General features: G+C 68.0%; 15 protein-coding genes. 8 read left to right on the top strand and 7 right to left on the bottom strand.

The genetic code is table 11. The features are described from left to right. Window positions 1-244: 244 nt before the first annotated feature. Complete coding sequence (locus MXD57_RS04680; RefSeq protein WP_250399984.1) at window positions 245-1711, top strand: CCA tRNA nucleotidyltransferase; 1467 nt, start codon at window positions 245-247, stop codon at window positions 1709-1711. Between the two features lie 45 nt (window positions 1712-1756). Here MXD57_RS04680 and MXD57_RS04675 read toward each other — a convergent pair whose 3' ends face one another. The 3 genes from MXD57_RS04675 to MXD57_RS04665 all read right to left on the bottom strand — a co-directional run bounded on the left by MXD57_RS04675 (window position 1757) and on the right by MXD57_RS04665 (window position 4992). Then, window positions 1757-3073, bottom strand: a complete 1317-nt coding sequence (locus tag MXD57_RS04675; protein WP_250399983.1) for an MFS transporter — start codon at window positions 3071-3073, stop codon at window positions 1757-1759. Between the two features lie 109 nt (window positions 3074-3182). Then, the gene (locus tag MXD57_RS04670; RefSeq protein ID WP_250399982.1) at window positions 3183-4265 is read right to left on the bottom strand and encodes an inositol-3-phosphate synthase; all 1083 of its coding nucleotides are present in this window, start codon (window positions 4263-4265) and stop codon (window positions 3183-3185) included. A 43-nt stretch (window positions 4266-4308) separates the two neighbouring features. Further along, window positions 4309-4992, bottom strand: coding sequence for a PadR family transcriptional regulator (locus MXD57_RS04665; RefSeq protein ID WP_250399981.1), 684 nt, complete (start codon window positions 4990-4992; stop codon window positions 4309-4311). A gap of 364 nt (window positions 4993-5356) precedes the next feature. On the opposite strand from MXD57_RS04665, the gene MXD57_RS04660 reads away from it, so the two are divergent. Both MXD57_RS04660 and MXD57_RS04655 read left to right on the top strand, forming a co-directional pair. Next, window positions 5357-7978, top strand: a complete 2622-nt coding sequence (locus MXD57_RS04660; RefSeq protein ID WP_250399980.1) for a transglycosylase domain-containing protein — start codon at window positions 5357-5359, stop codon at window positions 7976-7978. A gap of 129 nt (window positions 7979-8107) precedes the next feature. Further along, window positions 8108-9640, top strand: coding sequence for a glycosyltransferase family 87 protein (locus MXD57_RS04655; protein ID WP_250399979.1), 1533 nt, complete (start codon window positions 8108-8110; stop codon window positions 9638-9640). A gap of 105 nt (window positions 9641-9745) precedes the next feature. Here the strand turns inward: MXD57_RS04655 and MXD57_RS04650 are convergent, their stop codons facing one another. The 3 genes from MXD57_RS04650 to MXD57_RS04640 form a co-directional block, all read right to left on the bottom strand. Continuing rightward, a complete protein-coding gene (locus MXD57_RS04650) occupies window positions 9746-10777 on the bottom strand; it encodes an alanine racemase (RefSeq protein WP_250399978.1) in 1032 nt (343 codons plus the stop codon). 84 nt (window positions 10778-10861) lie between these two features. Next, window positions 10862-11983 carry a lipid II:glycine glycyltransferase FemX gene (locus MXD57_RS04645; RefSeq protein ID WP_250399977.1) on the bottom strand — a complete coding sequence of 374 codons (1122 nt, stop codon included), beginning with the start codon at window positions 11981-11983 and terminating at the stop codon, window positions 10862-10864. Between the two features lie 183 nt (window positions 11984-12166). Next, window positions 12167-12484: a hypothetical protein gene (locus tag MXD57_RS04640; protein WP_250399976.1), complete on the bottom strand. Its 318-nt coding sequence runs from the start codon at window positions 12482-12484 to the stop codon at window positions 12167-12169. Between the two features lie 286 nt (window positions 12485-12770). On the opposite strand from MXD57_RS04640, the gene rpsF reads away from it, so the two are divergent. From rpsF to rplI, 4 genes are all read left to right on the top strand, one after another. Beyond that, window positions 12771-13061 (top strand): 30S ribosomal protein S6, encoded by a 291-nt coding sequence (gene rpsF, locus MXD57_RS04635; protein WP_004985983.1) that lies wholly within the window; start codon window positions 12771-12773, stop codon window positions 13059-13061. A 72-nt stretch (window positions 13062-13133) separates the two neighbouring features. Next, window positions 13134-13733, top strand: a complete 600-nt coding sequence (locus MXD57_RS04630) for a single-stranded DNA-binding protein (RefSeq protein ID WP_250399975.1) — start codon at window positions 13134-13136, stop codon at window positions 13731-13733. Between the two features lie 40 nt (window positions 13734-13773). Further along, on the top strand, window positions 13774-14010 hold the full coding sequence (gene rpsR, locus MXD57_RS04625; RefSeq protein ID WP_003949403.1) for a 30S ribosomal protein S18: 237 nt from the start codon (window positions 13774-13776) through the stop codon (window positions 14008-14010). Between the two features lie 18 nt (window positions 14011-14028). After that, window positions 14029-14475, top strand: a complete 447-nt coding sequence (rplI, locus tag MXD57_RS04620) for a 50S ribosomal protein L9 (RefSeq protein WP_250399974.1) — start codon at window positions 14029-14031, stop codon at window positions 14473-14475. Window positions 14476-14606: 131 nt separating this feature from the next. Here the strand turns inward: rplI and MXD57_RS04615 are convergent, their stop codons facing one another. Beyond that, on the bottom strand, window positions 14607-15944 hold the full coding sequence (locus MXD57_RS04615) for an MATE family efflux transporter (RefSeq protein WP_250399973.1): 1338 nt from the start codon (window positions 15942-15944) through the stop codon (window positions 14607-14609). Window positions 15945-16402: 458 nt separating this feature from the next. Between MXD57_RS04615 and dnaB the strand changes: the two genes are divergently transcribed. Continuing rightward, window positions 16403-17881 carry a replicative DNA helicase gene (gene dnaB, locus MXD57_RS04610; protein WP_250399972.1) on the top strand — a complete coding sequence of 493 codons (1479 nt, stop codon included), beginning with the start codon at window positions 16403-16405 and terminating at the stop codon, window positions 17879-17881. The last annotated feature ends 7 nt before the right edge of the window (window positions 17882-17888 follow it).

The following is a 17888-nucleotide window of genomic DNA, read 5'->3' as shown; positions in this document are numbered from 1 at the left end:
CCCTCGTCGTCGTCAGTGGTCGTCGGAATGTGCGTCCACGCATGGTAACGAGGCCCGCCGAGTGGAAGTGCCGCGGTCTGCTCCGCAAGACCGGGGAGCGGTGGCGGCACGTCCTCCATATCCAGTATCGAGGGGAGCGCGCTCGTACGCCGTAAGCACAGTGCTTGTACGGGTATGCCGGGAGGCGTCCGCGCTGCTCAATCGAGGCGACCCGGGCCGCCGGGGACACGTACCCTCTTCTGTTGTGCCGAACGCCAACGAAGACACTCCCTCCGCCCTGAGCCAGGCGCAGCACCGCGCGGTCAGCGAACTGCTGCGGGTGGCCCCCGTCGCCGACGACCTCGCCCGCCGCTTCCGGGCGGCCGGGTTCTCCCTCGCCCTGGTGGGCGGTTCGGTCCGGGACGCGCTGCTCGGCCGGCTCGGCAACGACCTGGACTTCACCACCGACGCGCGTCCCGAGGACGTACTGAAGATCGTGCGGCCGTGGGCGGACGCCGTCTGGGAGGTGGGGATCGCCTTCGGGACGGTCGGCGCACAGAAGAGCGCCCGTGTCGCGGACACCGACTGGCAGTTCCAGATCGAGATCACGACCTACCGGTCGGAGGCGTACGACCGCACCTCACGCAAGCCAGAGGTCTCCTACGGCGAATCGATCGAGGAGGACCTCGTCCGCCGTGACTTCACGGTCAACGCGATGGCCGTGGCGCTGCCGGAGAAGGAGTTCATCGACCCGCACGGTGGTCTTGAGGATCTCGCGACCCAGGTGCTGCGCACCCCCGGTACGCCCGAGGATTCGTTCTCGGACGATCCGCTGCGGATGATGCGGGCCGCCCGGTTCGCCGCCCAGCTGGACTTCGAGGTCGCTCCCGAGGTCGTCACCGCCATGAGCGAGATGGCTGGGCGGATCGAGATCGTCTCCGCCGAGCGAGTCCGGGACGAGCTGAACAAGCTGATCCTCTCCGAGCAGCCGCGCACGGGCCTGGCCCTCCTGGTCGACACCGGGCTGGCCGGCCATGTCCTGCCGGAGCTGCCGGCGCTGCGGCTGGAGAGTGACGAGCACCACCGGCACAAGGATGTCTACGAGCACACGCTGATCGTGCTGGAGCAGGCGATCGCACTGGAACAGGAGGGGCCGGACCTCACGCTCCGCCTCGCCGCGCTGCTGCACGACATCGGCAAGCCGCGTACCCGGCGCTTCGAGAAGGACGGCCGCGTCTCGTTCCACCACCATGAGATGGTCGGCGCGAAGATGACCAAGAAGCGAATGACGGCCCTGAAGTACTCGAACGAGTTGGTGAAGGATGTCTCACGACTCGTCGAGCTTCATCTTCGCTTCCACGGCTACGGCACCGGCGAGTGGACGGACTCGGCGGTGCGGCGCTACGTCCGGGACGCCGGCCCGCTGCTGGACCGCCTGCACAAGCTGACCCGGTCCGACTGCACGACGCGGAACAGGCGGAAGGCGGTCGCACTGTCGCGGGCCTATGACGGCCTGGAGGAGCGCATCGCTCAGCTCCAGGAGCAGGAGGAGCTGGACGCGATCCGTCCGGACCTCGACGGAAACCAGATCATGGAGATCCTGGGCGTGGGCCCCGGCCCCGTCATCGGCAAGGCGTACAAGCACCTGCTGGAGTTGCGCCTGGAGAACGGACCGATGGCGCACGAAGAGGCGACGGCGGCCCTCAAGGAGTGGTGGGCCGAGCAGGGCTGAGGCGTGCAGGGGGTTGATGTTTCACGTGAAACACGACCCACTGCCCTAGCGAGGGGGCGATGTTTCACGTGAAACATCGCCCCCTCGGCTGTTCCGGCCGTGCTGGCTCTCGAAGCGGGCCATGCCCACGGCCACCCCGCCGTAGATCAGTGCGACGAGAACCACCAGCGCGACCGAGCGGCCGTCCGGTGGCAGCATGAGAGCCGCGACTCCCGCCGCGCCGACGAAGGCGATGTTGAAGAGGACGTCGTACACCGCGAAGATCCGGCCCCTGAAGGCATCGTCCACCGAAGCCTGGACGACGGTGTCCGTGGCGATCTTGGTTCCCTGGGTGATCAGACCCAGTACGAACGCGGCCACCAGGAGCGGTGCGGTGGCGAACGGGAGGCCGAGCGCGGGCTCCAGCACGGTGGCTGTGCCCGCGCACACCGCGATCCAGCGGCCCGGCCCGAGCCGTCCCACCGTCCACGGTGTCACCACGGCGGCCGCGAAGAAGCCCGCACCGGACACGGCGAGGCCGAGCCCGAGCAGGCGCAGCCCTTCCTCGGGGGTCGTGGACAGGGCGTAGCGGCACAGCATGAGCAGCAGCACAAGGAGCGCTCCGTAGCAGAAGCGCATCAGCGTCATGGCGGCCAGCGACCAGACCGCCTCACGACGGCGAGGTGCGGCCAGGTGTCGGACGGCCGAGACCAGATCGCGTGCGGCGTCGAGAAGCGCGGTCCGCAGACGGGGCTGCGCGTGCTCCCGGTCGGGACCCAGGAGGGCGGGAGCCATCCTCAGGGCGGTCAGTGCCGCACACAGATAGAGGAAGGCGCCGAGCAGCACCACCGCGGCATCGGAGCCCGACGCCACCAGCCGGACCACGAAGGCGAGGCCGCCCCCGGCCGTCGCGGCGAGTGTCCCGGCCGTGGGCGACAAGGAGTTGGCGATCACCAGGCGCTCGGTGTCGACCACATGGGGCAGGGCGGCCGACAGCCCGGCCAGGACGAAACGATTGACGGCCGTGACACACAGCGCGGAGACATAGAACAGCCAGTTCGGCACATGGCTGAGCATCAGTACGGCGGTGGCTCCCGCCAGCAGGGCGCGCAGCAGGTTGCCGTACACGAAGACCTGACGGCGCCGCCAGCGGTCCAGCAGGACCCCGGCGAAGGGGCCGACCAGCGAGTAGGGCAGCAGCAGGACCGCCATCGCCGAGGCGATCGCCGCCGCCGAGGTCTGTTTCTCCGGGGAGAAGACGACGTAGGCGGCCAGTGCGATCTGGTAGACGCCGTCCGCTCCCTGCGACAGCAGGCGCACGGTCAGCAGGCGGCGGAAGTCCCGCAGGCGCAGCAGGACGCGCAGGTCGCGGACGACGGGCATGGCCTCACCCTCACATACGCGAAGGGTCCCCGGATCAAAGACCCGGGGACCCTTCGCAGCCCTGGCAGGAGCGTTCTCTTCGGCGCGCTGAACGGCCGAACCGGCGTGCTTAGCGCTCGACCTCGCCGCGGATGAACTTCTCGACGTTCTCGTAGGCCTCGTCGTCGAAGTACTGGACCGGCGGGGACTTCATGAAGTAGCTCGAGGCCGACAGGATCGGGCCACCGATGCCGCGGTCCTTGGCGATCTTCGCGGCGCGCAGCGCGTCGATGATGACGCCCGCGGAGTTCGGGGAGTCCCAGACCTCGAGCTTGTACTCCAGGTTCAGCGGAACGTCACCGAAGGCGCGACCCTCGAGGCGGACGTACGCCCACTTGCGGTCGTCGAGCCACGCGACATAGTCGGACGGGCCGATGTGGACGTTCTTCTCGCCGAGCTCCCGGTCGGGGATCTGCGAGGTGACGGCCTGCGTCTTGGAGATCTTCTTCGACTCGAGGCGGTCCCGCTCGAGCATGTTCTTGAAGTCCATGTTGCCGCCGACGTTGAGCTGCATCGTGCGCTCGAGGCGGACACCGCGGTCCTCGAACAGCTTCGCCATCACGCGGTGCGTGATGGTGGCGCCGACCTGGGACTTGATGTCGTCACCGACGATCGGCACGCCGGCGTCGGTGAACTTGTCCGCCCACTCCTTGGTGCCGGCGATGAACACCGGGAGGGCGTTGACGAAGGCGACCTTGGCGTCGATGGCGCACTGGGCGTAGAACTTCGCCGCGTCCTCGGAACCCACGGGCAGGTAGCAGACGAGAACGTCGACCTGCTTGTCCTTGAGGACCTGGACGACGTCCACGGGCTCCTCGGCGGACTCCTCGATGGTCATGCGGTAGTACTTGCCCAGACCGTCCAGGGTGTGGCCACGCTGGACCGTGACGCCCGTGTTCGGGACGTCGCAGATCTTGATGGTGTTGTTCTCGCTGGCACCGATGGCGTCCGAGAGGTCGAGGCCGACCTTCTTCGCGTCGACGTCGAACGCGGCGACGAACTCGACGTCACCGACGTGGTAGTCGCCGAACTGCACGTGCATCAGGCCGGGGACCTTGGACGCCGGGTCGGCGTCCTTGTAGTACTCGACGCCCTGCACCAGCGACGCGGCGCAGTTGCCGACGCCGACGATGGCTACGCGAACCGAACCCATTCCGGTTGCTCCCTGTGTGTACGAGTGAGGCCCTGAGTGGGACTCACGTGGCGGTGTCGCCGGGCGTATCCGTACCGAAGTGCTCCCCGGTACGGGGCAGGCCGCCCGTCGATCCAGTGGTGGTGTCCTGCTGAGCGGTCCCCCCGGAAGCAGAACCCTTGAGGTCCCGCCCGGCCCGCTCGCTCTCGATGAGCTCGTTCAGCCAGCGCACTTCGCGCTCCACGGACTCCATACCGTGGCGCTGCAGCTCAAGCGTGTAGTCGTCGAGGCGCTCCCTGGTGCGCGCCAGGGAGGCGCGCATCTTCTCCAGACGCTCCTCCAGGCGGCTGCGCCGGCCCTCCAGTACGCGCATGCGCACATCCCGCGAGGTCTGCCCGAAGAAGGCGAACCGTGCGGCGAAGTGCTCGTCCTCGTACGCGTCGGGGCCGGTCTGCGAGAGCAGTTCCTCGAAATGCTCCTTACCTTCTGCCGTCAACCGGTAGACGATCTTGGCGCGACGTCCGGTGAGCGGAGCGGCCAGGGCGTCCTCGTGGGTGCTGCCCGGTTCCTCGATCAGCCAGCCGTTGGTGACCAGCGTCTTGAGGCAGGGGTACAGGGTTCCGTAGCTGAACGCCCGGAACACACCCAGTGACGTGTTGAGTCGTTTGCGCAGCTCATAGCCGTGCATCGGGGACTCGCGCAGCAGGCCGAGGACGGCGAACTCAAGGATGCCGGAACGCCGGCTCATGATCGCCTCCTCTCGGTCCGCCACGTCTTTATCTCACGCTGATGTATCGACTCGATACATCACGACGATAGAACGGCCTTCCGTATGCGACAAGGGGGAGGATCGTGAACGGGATCACATCACCGATTCGTGGGAGGCAAGTTGCCTGATTTGGGGTGAACTTCGGGACTCGGCGGGTTTTGGTGGTGCGTAGTCTGTGCGGCATGCACATCACCGGGAACCGTGTGACGACTGGGGAGCGTCCTCGTCCCCGGAGTAGTACGGGTGAATGCGGAACCGACCACATCCGTACTTCGGGGGGACCGGAAACCAGCCGCCGCTTCCAGGCGCGCAAGGGTGCGCCTGCCCGAGGAGTAGTCGTTCGATGAGCGAGCACCGTCGCAAACCGCAGCAGCCGCAGGGAGGCGGACGTGCCGCGGCCCGACGCGGCCAGTCCGGCCCGGCCTCCGGCCACGGCGCGGCACCGCGAGGCGCCACCGGGTCCTCCGCCGGCTCCTATGGATCCAGTTCCTACGGGGGGTCGGACTCCTACGGGCCAGGGGGTGAGGACCGCGCCTACGGCGGCCGTGCCGAGGCCCGCCGGGCGGCGCAGAGAGGCGGGGGCCGCCGCAGGGGCCCCGAGCAGGCCGGCCCCGGACGCGGCAGGGGCCGCGCGGCCGCACCCACCAGGAAGCGCTTCGTCGACTACCCGCGCCACGACAAGGACGGATGGCACCGCTGGGTGCCCTCCTGGAAGCTCGTCACCGGCCTGTTCATCGGCTTTATCGGCAGCCTTGTGGCCATGGTCGGCGTGGGCTACGCGATGGTCGCCATCCCCAACGAGAACGACGCGGCCAAATCCCAGAACAACGTGTACTACTGGGCCGACGGCTCGCAGATGGTCGCGACGGGCACGGGCGTGAACCGGCAGAACGTCACGATCGACAAGATCCCCGAAGCCATGCAGTACGCGGTGATCTCGGCCGAGAACAAGAGCTTCTACCAGGACTCCGGCGTCGACCCCACGGGTATCGCGCGCGCCCTGGCCAACATGGCCCGCGGCGGTCAGACGCAGGGTGGTTCGACGATCACCCAGCAGTACGTCAAGAACACGTACCTCAGCCAGGACCAGACCATCACCCGCAAGTTCAAGGAGATGTTCATCTCCATCAAGGTGGGGACGAAGCTCAAGAAGCCCCAGATCCTCCAGGGCTACCTCAACACCTCGTACTACGGCCGTGGCGCCTACGGCATCCAGGCCGCCGCGCGGACCTACTACGACAAGGACGCCGTCGACCTCAAGCCGAGCGAGTGCGCCTTCCTCGCCACACTGCTCAAGGGCGCGACGTACTACGACCCGGCGGGCAACGAGAGCCTCGACAAGGCGGCGACGGCCAGCGCGAACCGCAAGCGGTCGGAGGAGCGGTGGTCCTGGATCCTCGGCGAGATGCACAAGGACCAGCACCTCACCGACGCCCAGTACCAGGAAGCCATCAAGAAGTACCCCATGCCCCGGGACCGCAAGGCGACCAAGGGCATGACCGGTCAGATCAGCTACCTGGCCGACACGGCGAAGAAGTACGTCCTGAACCACTCGCAGATCTCTGAGCAGGAGTTCGACCGGGGCGGATACCAGATCTACACGACCTTCAAGAAGGACAAGGTCAACGCCCTGAGCGCCGCCGTGAAGAAGATCCAGAAGGAGCGGCTCGACCCGAAGCGCGAACTCGACAAGTTCGTCCAGTTCGGAGCGGCGTCGGTGGTTCCCAAGACCGGTGCGATCGTCGCCCTCTACGGCGGCGACGGCTACGAGAACGGTCACTTCACGAACAACGCCGACACCCAGGGCGTCCCCGTCGGCTCGACGTGGAAGCCGTTCGTACTGGCCGCGGCCATGCAGTACGGCACGTACGACTCCGATGGCGAGGGCATCTCGCCGCTGAGCAAGTACAACGGCAACGACCACCTCAAGGTGAGGAAGCCGGACGGGTCCTACTACCTCACCAAGGACAACTCGTTCTTCTTCCAGAAGAACGAGAGCCCGCACCCGTGGGGCTACATCACCCTGCGCAAGGCGATGGAGCAGTCCATCAACACACCCTTCGTGCAGCTCGGCGTCGATGTCGGCATGTCACACGTCCGCGATGTCGCCCGCTCGGCCGGCATTCTCGACCAGAGCATGTCGGTGGATCTCAACCCGTCGTTCGCCATCGGTACCTCCACGCCCAGCGCGATCCGCATGGCGGACGCCTACGCGACCTTCGCCGCGTCCGGCAAGCAGGCGGACCCGTACTCGGTGACCGCCGTCAAGAAGGACGGCGTGGACCAGCCCGGCTTCGAGAAGCCCAAGGTCAAGCAGGCGATTGAGTCGAACATCGCCGACAACGTCACGGACGTCCTGCAGAACGTCATCCAGAACGGTACGGCGCAGAACGCCAAGGCTCTGGGCCGTACGGCGGCGGGCAAGACCGGTACCACCGACAAGAACAAGTCGGCCTGGTTCGTCGGCTACACCCAGCAGTTGTCGACCTCGGTGGCGATGTTCCGGGAGAACCCCAAGAACCACAAGCTGCTCTCCATGAACGGCACGGCCGGCAAGGACTCCATCCACGGTGGTGACATCCCGACGCAGGTGTGGACCGAGTACATGAAGGCCGCCCTGAAGAACGCCAACGACCCCGGCTTCCCGGACGCGAGCAGGATCGGGAAGGTGCATGACGAAGCCGGTGCGCCCTCTCCGACCCCCTCGGTCACCATCACGCCGAGGCAGACGCCGAGCGCACCGCCGAGCCCGTCGCCGAGCCTGACGTCCCCGTCTCCCTCTCCCTCGGCCAGCGAGACCTGCCAGTGGGGCTGGGGCAACAACTGCAACGGCAGCAACGGCGGCACGGACACGGGCGGAACGGACGGAGGAACGACGCCGACGCCCACGGTCACGGACACGACCGGGACCGGCACCACCAGAGGCAATGGCAACGGAGGCCTCTTCTCGGGCCAGAACGGCTAGCTCGCCGGTCTGACCGATTGGTGGTCATTCAGCCCGCCAAGCGCGTTTCACGTGAAACAGGGGCCGCCGCACCCGCCAGGTGTGGCGGCCCTCGGCGTGTCCCCGGGCTGGTACGGCAGGATGTGCCCCATGCCCAGTGCAGAGATGACGCCCGCGGGCGTGCACGAGCCCGAGCCCGTACGGTCCGTCGGCGCGGAGACGGTGCGGCCGACCCGTGAGGACGAGGTCGCCGAGGCCGGGAGCGAGCTGATCGGCGGCCCGATCGGCCGGCACGCCCTGCTCGGGACGACCTGGTGGACCCCGCTGCGGGTCATCGTCCTCGTCGCGATCGGCATGTTCGCCCTAGGCCTGGTACAGAAGGCGCCCTGCTATCAGAGCGCGTGGTTCTTCGGCGCGAGTTCGCAGTACACCCACGCCTGCTACTCGGACATCCCCCACCTGTATCAGGGGCGCGGATTCGCCGACGGGCTGGTGCCGTACTTCGACCGGCTCCCGGGCGACATGGCCTACCTCGAGTACCCGGTGCTGACCGGTTTGTTCATGGAGGTGGCCGCCTGGCTCACCCCGGGCAGCGGCGGCATCCAGCACCAGGAGCAGTGGTACTGGTTCGTCAACGCCGCAATGCTGATGGCGTGTGCGGCCGTCGTCGCCGTCTGCGTGACCCGCACCCACGCCCGACGGCCCTGGGACGGTCTGCTGGTCGCCCTGGCGCCCGCCGCGGCCCTCACCGCCACCATCAACTGGGACCTGCTCGCGGTGGCCCTGACGGCCGCGGCGATGCTGATGTGGTCGCGGGGGCGATCACTGGCCTTCGGGGTCTTCCTGGGGCTCGCCACCGCCGCCAAGCTGTACCCGGTGCTGCTGCTCGGCCCGCTGCTGGTGCTGTGCTGGCGGGCCGGGAAGTGGCGGGAGTTCTTCCGGGCCGTGGGCGGGGCGGCCGTCGCCTGGCTCGTGGTGAACCTGCCGGTGATGCTCTTCGCGTACGACGGGTGGTCGAAGTTCTACACGTTCAGCCACGACCGGGGCGTCGACTTCGGGTCGCTCTGGCTGATCTGGGCGCAGAACTCGAGCAACCCGCCCTCCACCGACTTCGTGAACAACGCCGCCGTCGTGCTGGTGGCACTGTGCGCCCTGGGTATCGCCGCGCTGACGCTCACCGCCCCGCGTCGGCCGCGTTTCGCCCAGCTCGCCTTCCTGATCGTCGCGGTATTCATCCTGACCAACAAGGTCTACTCCCCGCAGTACGTCCTGTGGCTGGTGCCGCTGGCCGTCCTGGCCCGGCCCAAGTGGCGGGACTTCCTCATCTGGCAGGCCTGCGAGGTGGCCTACTTTCTGGGGATCTGGTTCTACCTCGCCTACACGACCAGTGGGGACGCCCACAAGGGACTGCCCACGCTGGGGTACGACTGGGTGATCGCGGTGCACCTGCTCGGCACGCTCTACCTGTGCGCCGTCGTGGTGCGGGACATCCTGATGCCCGAGCGGGATGTGGTGCGACGGGCCGGTGACGACGACCCCTCGGGCGGAGTGCTCGACGGTGCCGAGGACGTCTTCGTGCTGGGCACCGCGGCCCATCCGCCGCGCCATGCCGCCCACTTCGACGAGCCTCAGGTGGACTGGGGGAGGCCCGGGCCGCCCTCGAACGGGGAGCGTTCACTCTGAGCGAACACATGCCTCGCGGCATGCCCCGGGTCGCATGAAGAAGGCCGTACACGCGCGATGCGTGTACGGCCTTCGCCGTTCGGGCCCTCCGGCCCAGCGGTCCTCCTAGCGGTCCACGATCCGGTCGAACTGGGTGGTGGTGTGCCGCAGATGGGCCACCAGCTCGTCACCCACCTGCGGCTCGGGGGCGTCCGAGGGCACGAAGAGGATCGACACCTGCATGTGCGGCGGCTCGGCGAACCAGCGCTGCTTGCCGGCCCAGACGAACGGGGCCAGGTTCCGGTTGACCGTGGCCAGGCCGGCCCGTGCGACGCCCTTGGCGCGCGGCATGACGCCGTGCAGCGCCTTCGGGGCCTCCAGGCCCACCCCGTGCGAGGTACCGCCCGCCACGACCACCAGGAAGCCGTCCGAGGCCGCCTTCTGCTGCCGGTAGCCGAAGCGGTCGCCCTTGGTCACCCGGGTGACGTCCAGGACGGCGCCGCGGTACTCGGTGGCGTCGTGGTCCCCGAGCCAGAGTCGCGTGCCGATGCGGGCGCGGAACCGGGTCTGCGGGAACTGCTGCTGCAGCCGCGCGAGTTCGTCCGCCTTGAGGTGGCTGACGAACATCGTGTGCAGCGGCAGCCGGGCCGCGCGGAGCCGGTCCATCCAGCCGATGACCTCCTCGACGGCGTCCGAGCCGTCGGTGCGGTCCAGCGGCAGGTGGATGGCGAAGCCCTCCAGCCGGACGTTCTCTATGGCGGCGTGCAGCTGGGACAGGTCCTGCTCGCTGATGCCGTGCCGCTTCATCGAGGACATCACCTCGATGACGACGCGCGCGCCCACCAGGCCGTACACGCCGTCGACCGACGACACCGAACGGATCACCCGGTCCGGCAGCGGCACGGGTTCCTCACCCCGCCGGTACGGCGTCAGCACCAGCAGGTCCCCGCTGAAGAAGTCCTTGATGCGCGCGGCCTCGTAGGTGGTGCCGACGGCGAGGATGTCCGAGCCGAGCCGGGTGGCCTCCTCGGCCAGCCGATCGTGTCCGAAGCCGTAGCCATTGCCCTTGCAGACCGGGACGAGGCCCGGGAACTGCTCCTGCACGTGCTTGTGGTGCGCCCGCCAGCGCGCGGTGTCGACGTAGAGCGTGAGCGCCATGGCCGGACCCGGACCCTTTCTCGTGGCTGCCGTGTGTCAGTGGGGTGGAGAACTGTGAAGGCTATGGAACCAAACGTCCCGCGCTCAGCGGCGCGACATGTAGATGTCGAGCGCCTTGTGGAGCAGCTTGTTCAGTGGGAAGTCCCACTCGCCGAGGTACTCGGCGGCCTGGCCGCCGGTGCCGACCTTGAACTGGATCAGGCCGAACAGATGGTCCGTCTCGTCCAGCGAGTCCGAGATGCCGCGCAGGTCGTAGACGGTGGCGCCGAGCGCGTATGCGTCGCGCAGCATCCGCCACTGCATCGCGTTCGACGGCCGGACCTCACGGCCGATGTTGTCGGAGGCGCCGTAGGAGTACCAGACGTGCCCGCCGACGATCAGCATGGTCGCGGCCGACAGGTTCACGCCGTTGTGACGGGCGAAGTACAGCCGCATGCGGTTGGGGTCCTCGGTGTTGAGGGCCGTCCACATGCGCTCGAAGTACGACAGCGGGCGGGGCCGGAAGTGGTCGCGCACGGCCGTGATCTCGTACAGCCGCTGCCACTCGGCGAGGTCCTGGTAGCCGCCCTGGACGACTTCGACACCCGCCTTCTCGGCCTTCTTGATGTTGCGGCGCCAGAGCTGGTTGAAGTTCTTGTGGACCTCTTCCAGGGAACGATTCGCCAGCGGCACCTGGAAGACGTAGCGGGGCTGTACGTCGCCGAAGCCGGCGCCGCCGTCCTCGCCCTGCTGCCAGCCCATGCGGCGCAGCTTGTCGGCCACCTCGAAGGCGCGCGGCTCGATGAAGTCGGCCTCCATGTCGCGCAGGCGCTTCACGTCCTGGCTCTGGATGCCCTTCTTGATCGTCTCCGCGTTCCAGCGGCGGATGATCACGGGCGGGCCCATCTTCACGGAGAAGGCGCCCTGCTGCTTCAGATGGGCCAGCATCGGCTGGATCCAGTCGTCCAGGTTCGGCGCGAACCAGTTGATGACCGGGCCCTCGGGGAGATAGGCGAGGTAGCGCTTGATCTTGGGCAGCTGGCGGTACAGGACCAGGCCCGCGCCGACCATGTCGCCGGTGCGCTCGTCGAACCAGCCGAGGTGCTCCGAGCGCCACTCCGCCTTGACGTCGGCCCAGGCCGGGACCTGCATGTGGCTCGCCGACGGCAGGCTCTGGATGTACGCCAGATGTTGCTCGCGGCTGATGGTCCTCAGGGTCAGGCTCATGTCGGGGCGCTCCTCGGGCTGGTGTGTCCCCATGGGTTCAGGGGCTCCGGCTCACGCGCCGAAGCCTACTGCGCCGTGCGACCACCCCGACTGGGCGCACACCACCTTCGCCCCGGCCTGTCGCGTGCCGGGGCGTTCGAGCGGTGTGCTCAGCGGGGCGTCGTTCGTGGCGGGGCCGGCGGTTCAGCCGATGAGCCCGCCGAACAGTCCGCCGTTCGCCATGCCGAGCATGAAGCCGACGCCGGAGGCGCCAAGACCCAGGATCAGGCCGAACCGTTCACGCGTCGTCACCGAGATCCACTGGCCGTAGGCCCCGATCACGATTCCCACGAGGCCGGCCCAGGAAGCGATCAGATGGAGACCGGAGAAGAAGGACGTGATGAAGGCCAGCACGCCCAGGACCAGCGTCACCGCCATGAGGGCGTCCTGGAGCGGATGGGGCCTGCCGTCCGTGGCGAAGAGGGATCCGGCGGTGTTGGGTCGCAATGCCTGCTGTGCCATGGGGCACCTCCTGCGGATCGCGGCGCACCGTAGCGCCATACACACCCGATGTGTACAGACTGACGGTGCCCACCGCCGGATTTCAACCGCAAGCCGGTGTGCAGGTAGTCTGTACCGTCTGCACCGGTGTCTGCCCAGGCCTGCCAGAAATATCTGCGGCCGCACTGCGGGATCCCCAGCGGGACCCCCTCGATTGTCAGTGGCGGCCGATACCGTTGCGTACGCATCACGACCCTCCTGCCACGGAACGACCGTGGCCGCTGAGTCCAAAGGAGGTGGGTTCCACATGCGTCACTACGAGGTGATGGTCATCCTCGACCCCGATCTCGAGGAGCGCGCTGTCTCCCCGCTGATCGAGAACTTCCTGTCCGTCGTCCGCGATGGCGGCGGCAAGGTTGAGAAGGTCGACACCTGGGGCCGTCGTCGTCTCTCGTACGAGATCAAGAAGAAGCCCGAGGGCATCTACTCGGTCATCGACCTGCAGGCCGAGCCTGCGGTCGTCAAGGAGCTCGACCGCCAGATGAACCTGAACGAGTCGGTCCTCCGGACCAAGGTCCTCCGTCCCGAGACCCACTGAGCGTCCCGCTCAGCTGATCTCGGGTTCGAGTAGCAGCAAGCAGCCAGCAGCAAACCCGCCGAGAGGTTCCCCATGGCAGGCGAGACCGTCATCACGGTCGTCGGCAATCTTGTCGACGACCCCGAGCTGCGCTTCACCCCGTCCGGTGCGGCGGTCGCGAAGTTCCGCGTCGCGTCCACTCCCCGCACCTTCGACCGCCAGACGAACGAGTGGAAGGACGGCGAGAGCCTGTTCCTGACCTGCTCGGTCTGGCGCCAGGCGGCGGAGAACGTCGCCGAGTCGCTCCAGCGAGGCATGCGCGTCATCGTGCAGGGCCGGCTGAAGCAGCGGTCCTATGAGGACCGTGAGGGCGTCAAGCGCACGGTCTACGAACTGGACGTCGAGGAAGTCGGCGCCAGCCTGCGCAATGCCACGGCGAAGGTCACCAAGACCTCCGGTGGCGCCCGCGGTGGCCAGGGCGGTTACGGCGGCGGTGGCGGCCAGGGCGGCGGCCAGGGCGGCGGCTGGGGCGGCAGCCCCGGCGGCGGTCAGCAGGGCGGTCAGCAGGGCGGCGCTCCTGCCGACGACCCGTGGGCGACCGGCGCTCCCGCCGGTGGCAACCAGGGCGGCGGCTGGGGCGGTGGCTCCGGTGGCAACCAGGGCGGCGGCTACTCGGACGAGCCCCCCTTCTAGGGCTCGTATTCCCACTTCTTGATCACACAGGAGAAACACCATGGCGAAGCCGCCTGTGCGCAAGCCTAAGAAGAAGGTCTGCGCTTTCTGCAAGGACAAGGTCACGTACGTGGACTACAAGGACACGAACATGCTGCGGAAGTTCATTTCCGACCGCGGCAAGATCCGTGCCCGCCGCGTGACCGGCAACTGCACGCAGCACCAGCGTGACGTCGCCACGGCCGTCAAGAACAGCCGTGAGATGGCGCTGCTGCCCTACACGTCCACCGCGCGCTAAGGGAAGGGTGACCGACTCATGAAGATCATCCTCACCCACGAGGTTTCCGGCCTCGGTGCCGCGGGCGACGTCGTCGACGTCAAGGACGGTTACGCTCGCAACTACCTGATCCCGCGGAGGTTCGCCATCCGCTGGACCAAGGGCGGCGAGAAGGACGTCGAGCAGATCCGCCGCGCCCGCAAGATCCACGAGATCCAGACCATCGAGCAGGCCAACGCTGTGAAGGCCCAGCTCGAGGGCGTCAAGGTTCGTCTGGCCGTTCGCTCCGGCGACGCCGGTCGTCTCTTCGGTTCCGTCACCCCGGCCGACGTCGCTTCCGCGATCAAGGCTTCCGGTGGCCCCGAGGTCGACAAGCGCCGCATCGAGCTGGGCGCGCCCATCAAGACGCTGGGCGCTCACGAGACGTCCGTGCGTCTGCACCCCGAGGTTGCCGCCAAGGTCAACATCGAGGTCGTCGCGGCCTGACGCCGCGCTCGGCCGGAACGGCTGAGAGAGGGGCCACTCCACTGGGGTGGCCCCTCTTCGCATGGGGCACGGCCCGCCGGGGCAGGCCCGGTTTCACGTGAAACAGGGCGGAAGCGGGCCGGCTGGTCCACTCAGCGGGTCGCGCCCGTCACGATCCATCGGCCCGAGCGCGTCCGCAGCCACAGGGTGATCATGCGGACCGACATCATCAGGGTCATGGCAGCCCAGAGGGCGGTGAGGCCACCGCCGAACGCGGGAACGAGAAGCGCCACCGGAGCGAAGACCGCCAGGGTCACGACCATGGCGCCGGCCAGATACGGGCCGTCTCCAGCTCCCATCAGGACACCGTCCAGGATGAACACGACTCCGCAGATGGGCTGTGAGAGGGCCACCAACAGCAGTGCGGGCAGTGCCGCGCCCTTGACCGTCGGGTCGCCGGTGAACAGCGGCAGGAACAGGGGGCGGGCGGCCACCACGAGCAGCCCGAGGCCGGCGCCGGTGGCGATGCCCCACTGGACCATGCGGCGGCAGGCCAACCGTGCGCCCTCGGAATCGTCCGCCCCGAGACAGCGGCCGATGATGGCCTGCCCGGCGATGGCGATCGCGTCGAGAGCGAAGGCCAGCAGACTCCACAGGGACAGGATGATCTGATGGGCTGCGATGTCGGCGTCGCCGAGGCGTGCGGCGACGGCTGTCGCGATCATGAGGATCGCCCGCAGCGACAGGGTACGGACGAGCAGTGGTGCTCCGGCCTGCGCCGAGGCCCGGATACCGGCCGCTTCCGGTCGCAGCGAGGCTCCGTGTCGCCGAGCCCCGCGAACGACCACGAACAAGTAGGCCAGCGCCATGCCGCACTGGGCGATCACGGTGCCCCAGGCGGATCCGGCGATGCCGAGTCCGACTCCGTAGACGAGCCCCACGTTGAGCGCGGCGTTGGCGACAAACCCCGCGATGGCGACGTAGAGAGGCGTCCTCGTGTCCTGCAGACCACGCAGGACACCGGTGGCGGCCAGGACGATCAGCATGGCCGGGATGCCGAGCGCGGCGATGCGCAGGTACGTCGTGGCGAAGGGTGCCGCGGTGGAGGAGGCGCCGAACAGATCCACGATGCCCGGGGCCAGGGGAAGGACGGCGGCGACGACCGCCGCGCCGAGGAGCAGCGCCAGCCAGACGCCGTCCATGCCCTGACGGATGGCCGCCTGGAGATCACCGGCGCCGACCCGCCGGGCCACGGCGGCCGTGGTGGCGTAGGCGAGGAAGACGAAGACGCTCACTGCGGTGGTGAGGAGGGCCGATGCCACCCCCAGACCGGCGAGCTGGGCGGTTCCCAGGTGTCCGACGATCGCGCTGTCGGCCATCACGAACAGGGGCTCGGCGACCAGCGCCCCGAACGCCGGGACGGCCAGCGCGATGATCTCCTGGTCGTGCCGACGGCGGGTGGCCTTGGGGATCGCGGGAGCCTGTGTCATGAGCACCAATCTAATCGTCCACAGGTAAGAGATGCAATTGCCCTTTGATCCTTACTTAGAAGCGTCGGCCGCACGGCCGTGCGCACCGTCCGCAGCGATCTTGAGCCGAGTGGGGAAGTTTTTCTTCTACACAGCCGGTGGACGGTAAAGGTGCAGTTCAAAGGGGTGGCGTCTACCACAGGGAGGGCTTGTTCACAGGGCTGTCCACCGGGTCGTGCACAGGTTTGGGGAAGTTCTCCACAGCATCTGGGCCGTCGTCCACATGGCCTGTGGATAACCAGATTGGCTGATGCTGCCGACAGGCCTAACGTTGTCCGGCGCCCGCTCCTTCCTCCGACCCGGGAAACGTCACAAAACAGACCCGTGGGAACCGGAGTTGGGCCTCTTATTTGTCAGTGTCGTGCCGTACAACAGAGGGCACGGCTAGGTCCGCCGTGCGGACGGGAGGAGGTGGCTCGGTGAGCATTTCCGAGCCCTTGGACGATCCGTGGGCCGAGGCCGGGCCCAGTGATCGTCTGCCGGCCTCCCGTCGGCGCGGTGACGGCGGCCGGAGCCGTGACGAACAGCACGACCGGGGCCGCGAGAACGGCGGCTGGGACGGCGGGGGCTCCACCTTCGAGCGGCTGCCGCCGCAGGACCTGGACGCCGAGCAGTCCGTCCTCGGTGGCATGCTCCTGTCCAAGGACGCCATCGCCGACGTCGTGGAGATCCTCAAGGGCCACGACTTCTACAAGCCCGCGCACGAGACGATCTACCAGGCGATCCTCGACGTCTACGCCAAGGGCGAGCCGGCCGACCCGATCACCATCGCCGCCGAACTCACCAAGCGCGGTGAGATCAACAAGGTGGGCGGAGCGTCGTATCTGCACACCCTCGTGCAGACCGTGCCGACGGCGGCGAACGCCGAGTACTACGCGGAGATCGTGCACGAGCGCGCGGTCCTGCGCCGCCTGGTCGAGGCCGGCACCCGCATCACGCAGATGGGATACGCCGCGGACGACGACGTGGACGAGATCGTCAACCGCGCCCAGGCAGAGATCTACGCCGTCACCGAGCAGCGCACCAGTGAGGACTACCTCCCGCTGGGCGACATCATGGAGGGCGCGCTCGACGAGATCGAGGCGATCGGCTCGCGCAGCGGTGAGATGACCGGCGTACCCACAGGGTTCACGGACTTCGACTCGCTGACCAACGGCCTGCACCCGGGCCAGATGATCGTGATCGCGGCCCGTCCCGCCATGGGTAAGTCGACTCTCGCGCTGGACTTCGCCCGGGCCGCCTCCATCAAGAACAACCTCCCCAGCGTCATCTTCTCTCTCGAGATGGGACGCAACGAGATCGCGATGCGCCTGCTGTCGGCGGAGGCCCGCGTGGCCCTGCACCACATGCGGTCCGGCACGATGACGGACGAGGACTGGACCCGGCTCGCCCGGCGTATGCCGGACGTGTCCGCCGCCCCGCTCTACATCGACGACTCCCCGAACCTGTCCATGATGGAGATCCGCGCGAAGTGCCGGCGGCTCAAGCAGCGCAACGACCTGAAGCTGGTGGTCATCGACTACCTCCAGCTGATGCAGTCCGGCGGTTCCAAGCGCGCCGAGAGCCGTCAGCAGGAGGTCTCGGACATGTCCCGGAACCTCAAGCTGCTCGCCAAGGAGCTGGAGGTCCCGGTCATCGCGCTCTCCCAGCTGAACCGTGGCCCCGAGCAGCGCACCGACAAGAAGCCGATGGTCTCCGACCTGCGTGAGTCCGGCTCCATCGAGCAGGACGCCGACATGGTCATCCTGCTGCACCGTGAGGACGCCTACGAGAAGGAGTCCCCGCGCGCCGGTGAGGCCGACCTGATCGTGGCCAAGCACCGAAACGGCCCCACGGCGACGATCACGGTCGCCTTCCAGGGCCACTACTCACGCTTCGTGGACATGGCCCAGACCTGACCGTGTG

The sequence above is a fragment of the Streptomyces cellostaticus genome (assembly GCF_023630175.1).
GTDB lineage: Bacteria > Actinomycetota > Actinomycetes > Streptomycetales > Streptomycetaceae > Streptomyces > Streptomyces cellostaticus_A.
This window is presented reverse-complemented; position numbering and strand designations above follow the sequence as displayed.

Coding starts and splice junctions, on each gene's coding strand:
- MXD57_RS04665 (WP_250399981.1), bottom strand. CDS start 4,992: ATGAGCCGGCGTTCCGGCATCCTTGAGTTCGCCGTCCTCGGCCTGCTG.
- MXD57_RS04645 (WP_250399977.1), bottom strand. CDS start 11,983: ATGAGCCTGACCCTGAGGACCATCAGCCGCGAGCAACATCTGGCGTAC.
- rplI (WP_250399974.1), top strand. CDS start 14,029: ATGAAGATCATCCTCACCCACGAGGTTTCCGGCCTCGGTGCCGCGGGC.
- MXD57_RS04640 (WP_250399976.1), bottom strand. CDS start 12,484: ATGGCACAGCAGGCATTGCGACCCAACACCGCCGGATCCCTCTTCGCC.
- MXD57_RS04675 (WP_250399983.1), bottom strand. CDS start 3,073: ATGCCCGTCGTCCGCGACCTGCGCGTCCTGCTGCGCCTGCGGGACTTC.
- MXD57_RS04650 (WP_250399978.1), bottom strand. CDS start 10,777: ATGGCGCTCACGCTCTACGTCGACACCGCGCGCTGGCGGGCGCACCAC.
- MXD57_RS04630 (WP_250399975.1), top strand. CDS start 13,134: ATGGCAGGCGAGACCGTCATCACGGTCGTCGGCAATCTTGTCGACGAC.
- rpsF (WP_004985983.1), top strand. CDS start 12,771: ATGCGTCACTACGAGGTGATGGTCATCCTCGACCCCGATCTCGAGGAG.
- MXD57_RS04660 (WP_250399980.1), top strand. CDS start 5,357: ATGAGCGAGCACCGTCGCAAACCGCAGCAGCCGCAGGGAGGCGGACGT.
- MXD57_RS04655 (WP_250399979.1), top strand. CDS start 8,108: ATGCCCAGTGCAGAGATGACGCCCGCGGGCGTGCACGAGCCCGAGCCC.
- MXD57_RS04615 (WP_250399973.1), bottom strand. CDS start 15,944: ATGACACAGGCTCCCGCGATCCCCAAGGCCACCCGCCGTCGGCACGAC.
- rpsR (WP_003949403.1), top strand. CDS start 13,774: ATGGCGAAGCCGCCTGTGCGCAAGCCTAAGAAGAAGGTCTGCGCTTTC.
- MXD57_RS04670 (WP_250399982.1), bottom strand. CDS start 4,265: ATGGGTTCGGTTCGCGTAGCCATCGTCGGCGTCGGCAACTGCGCCGCG.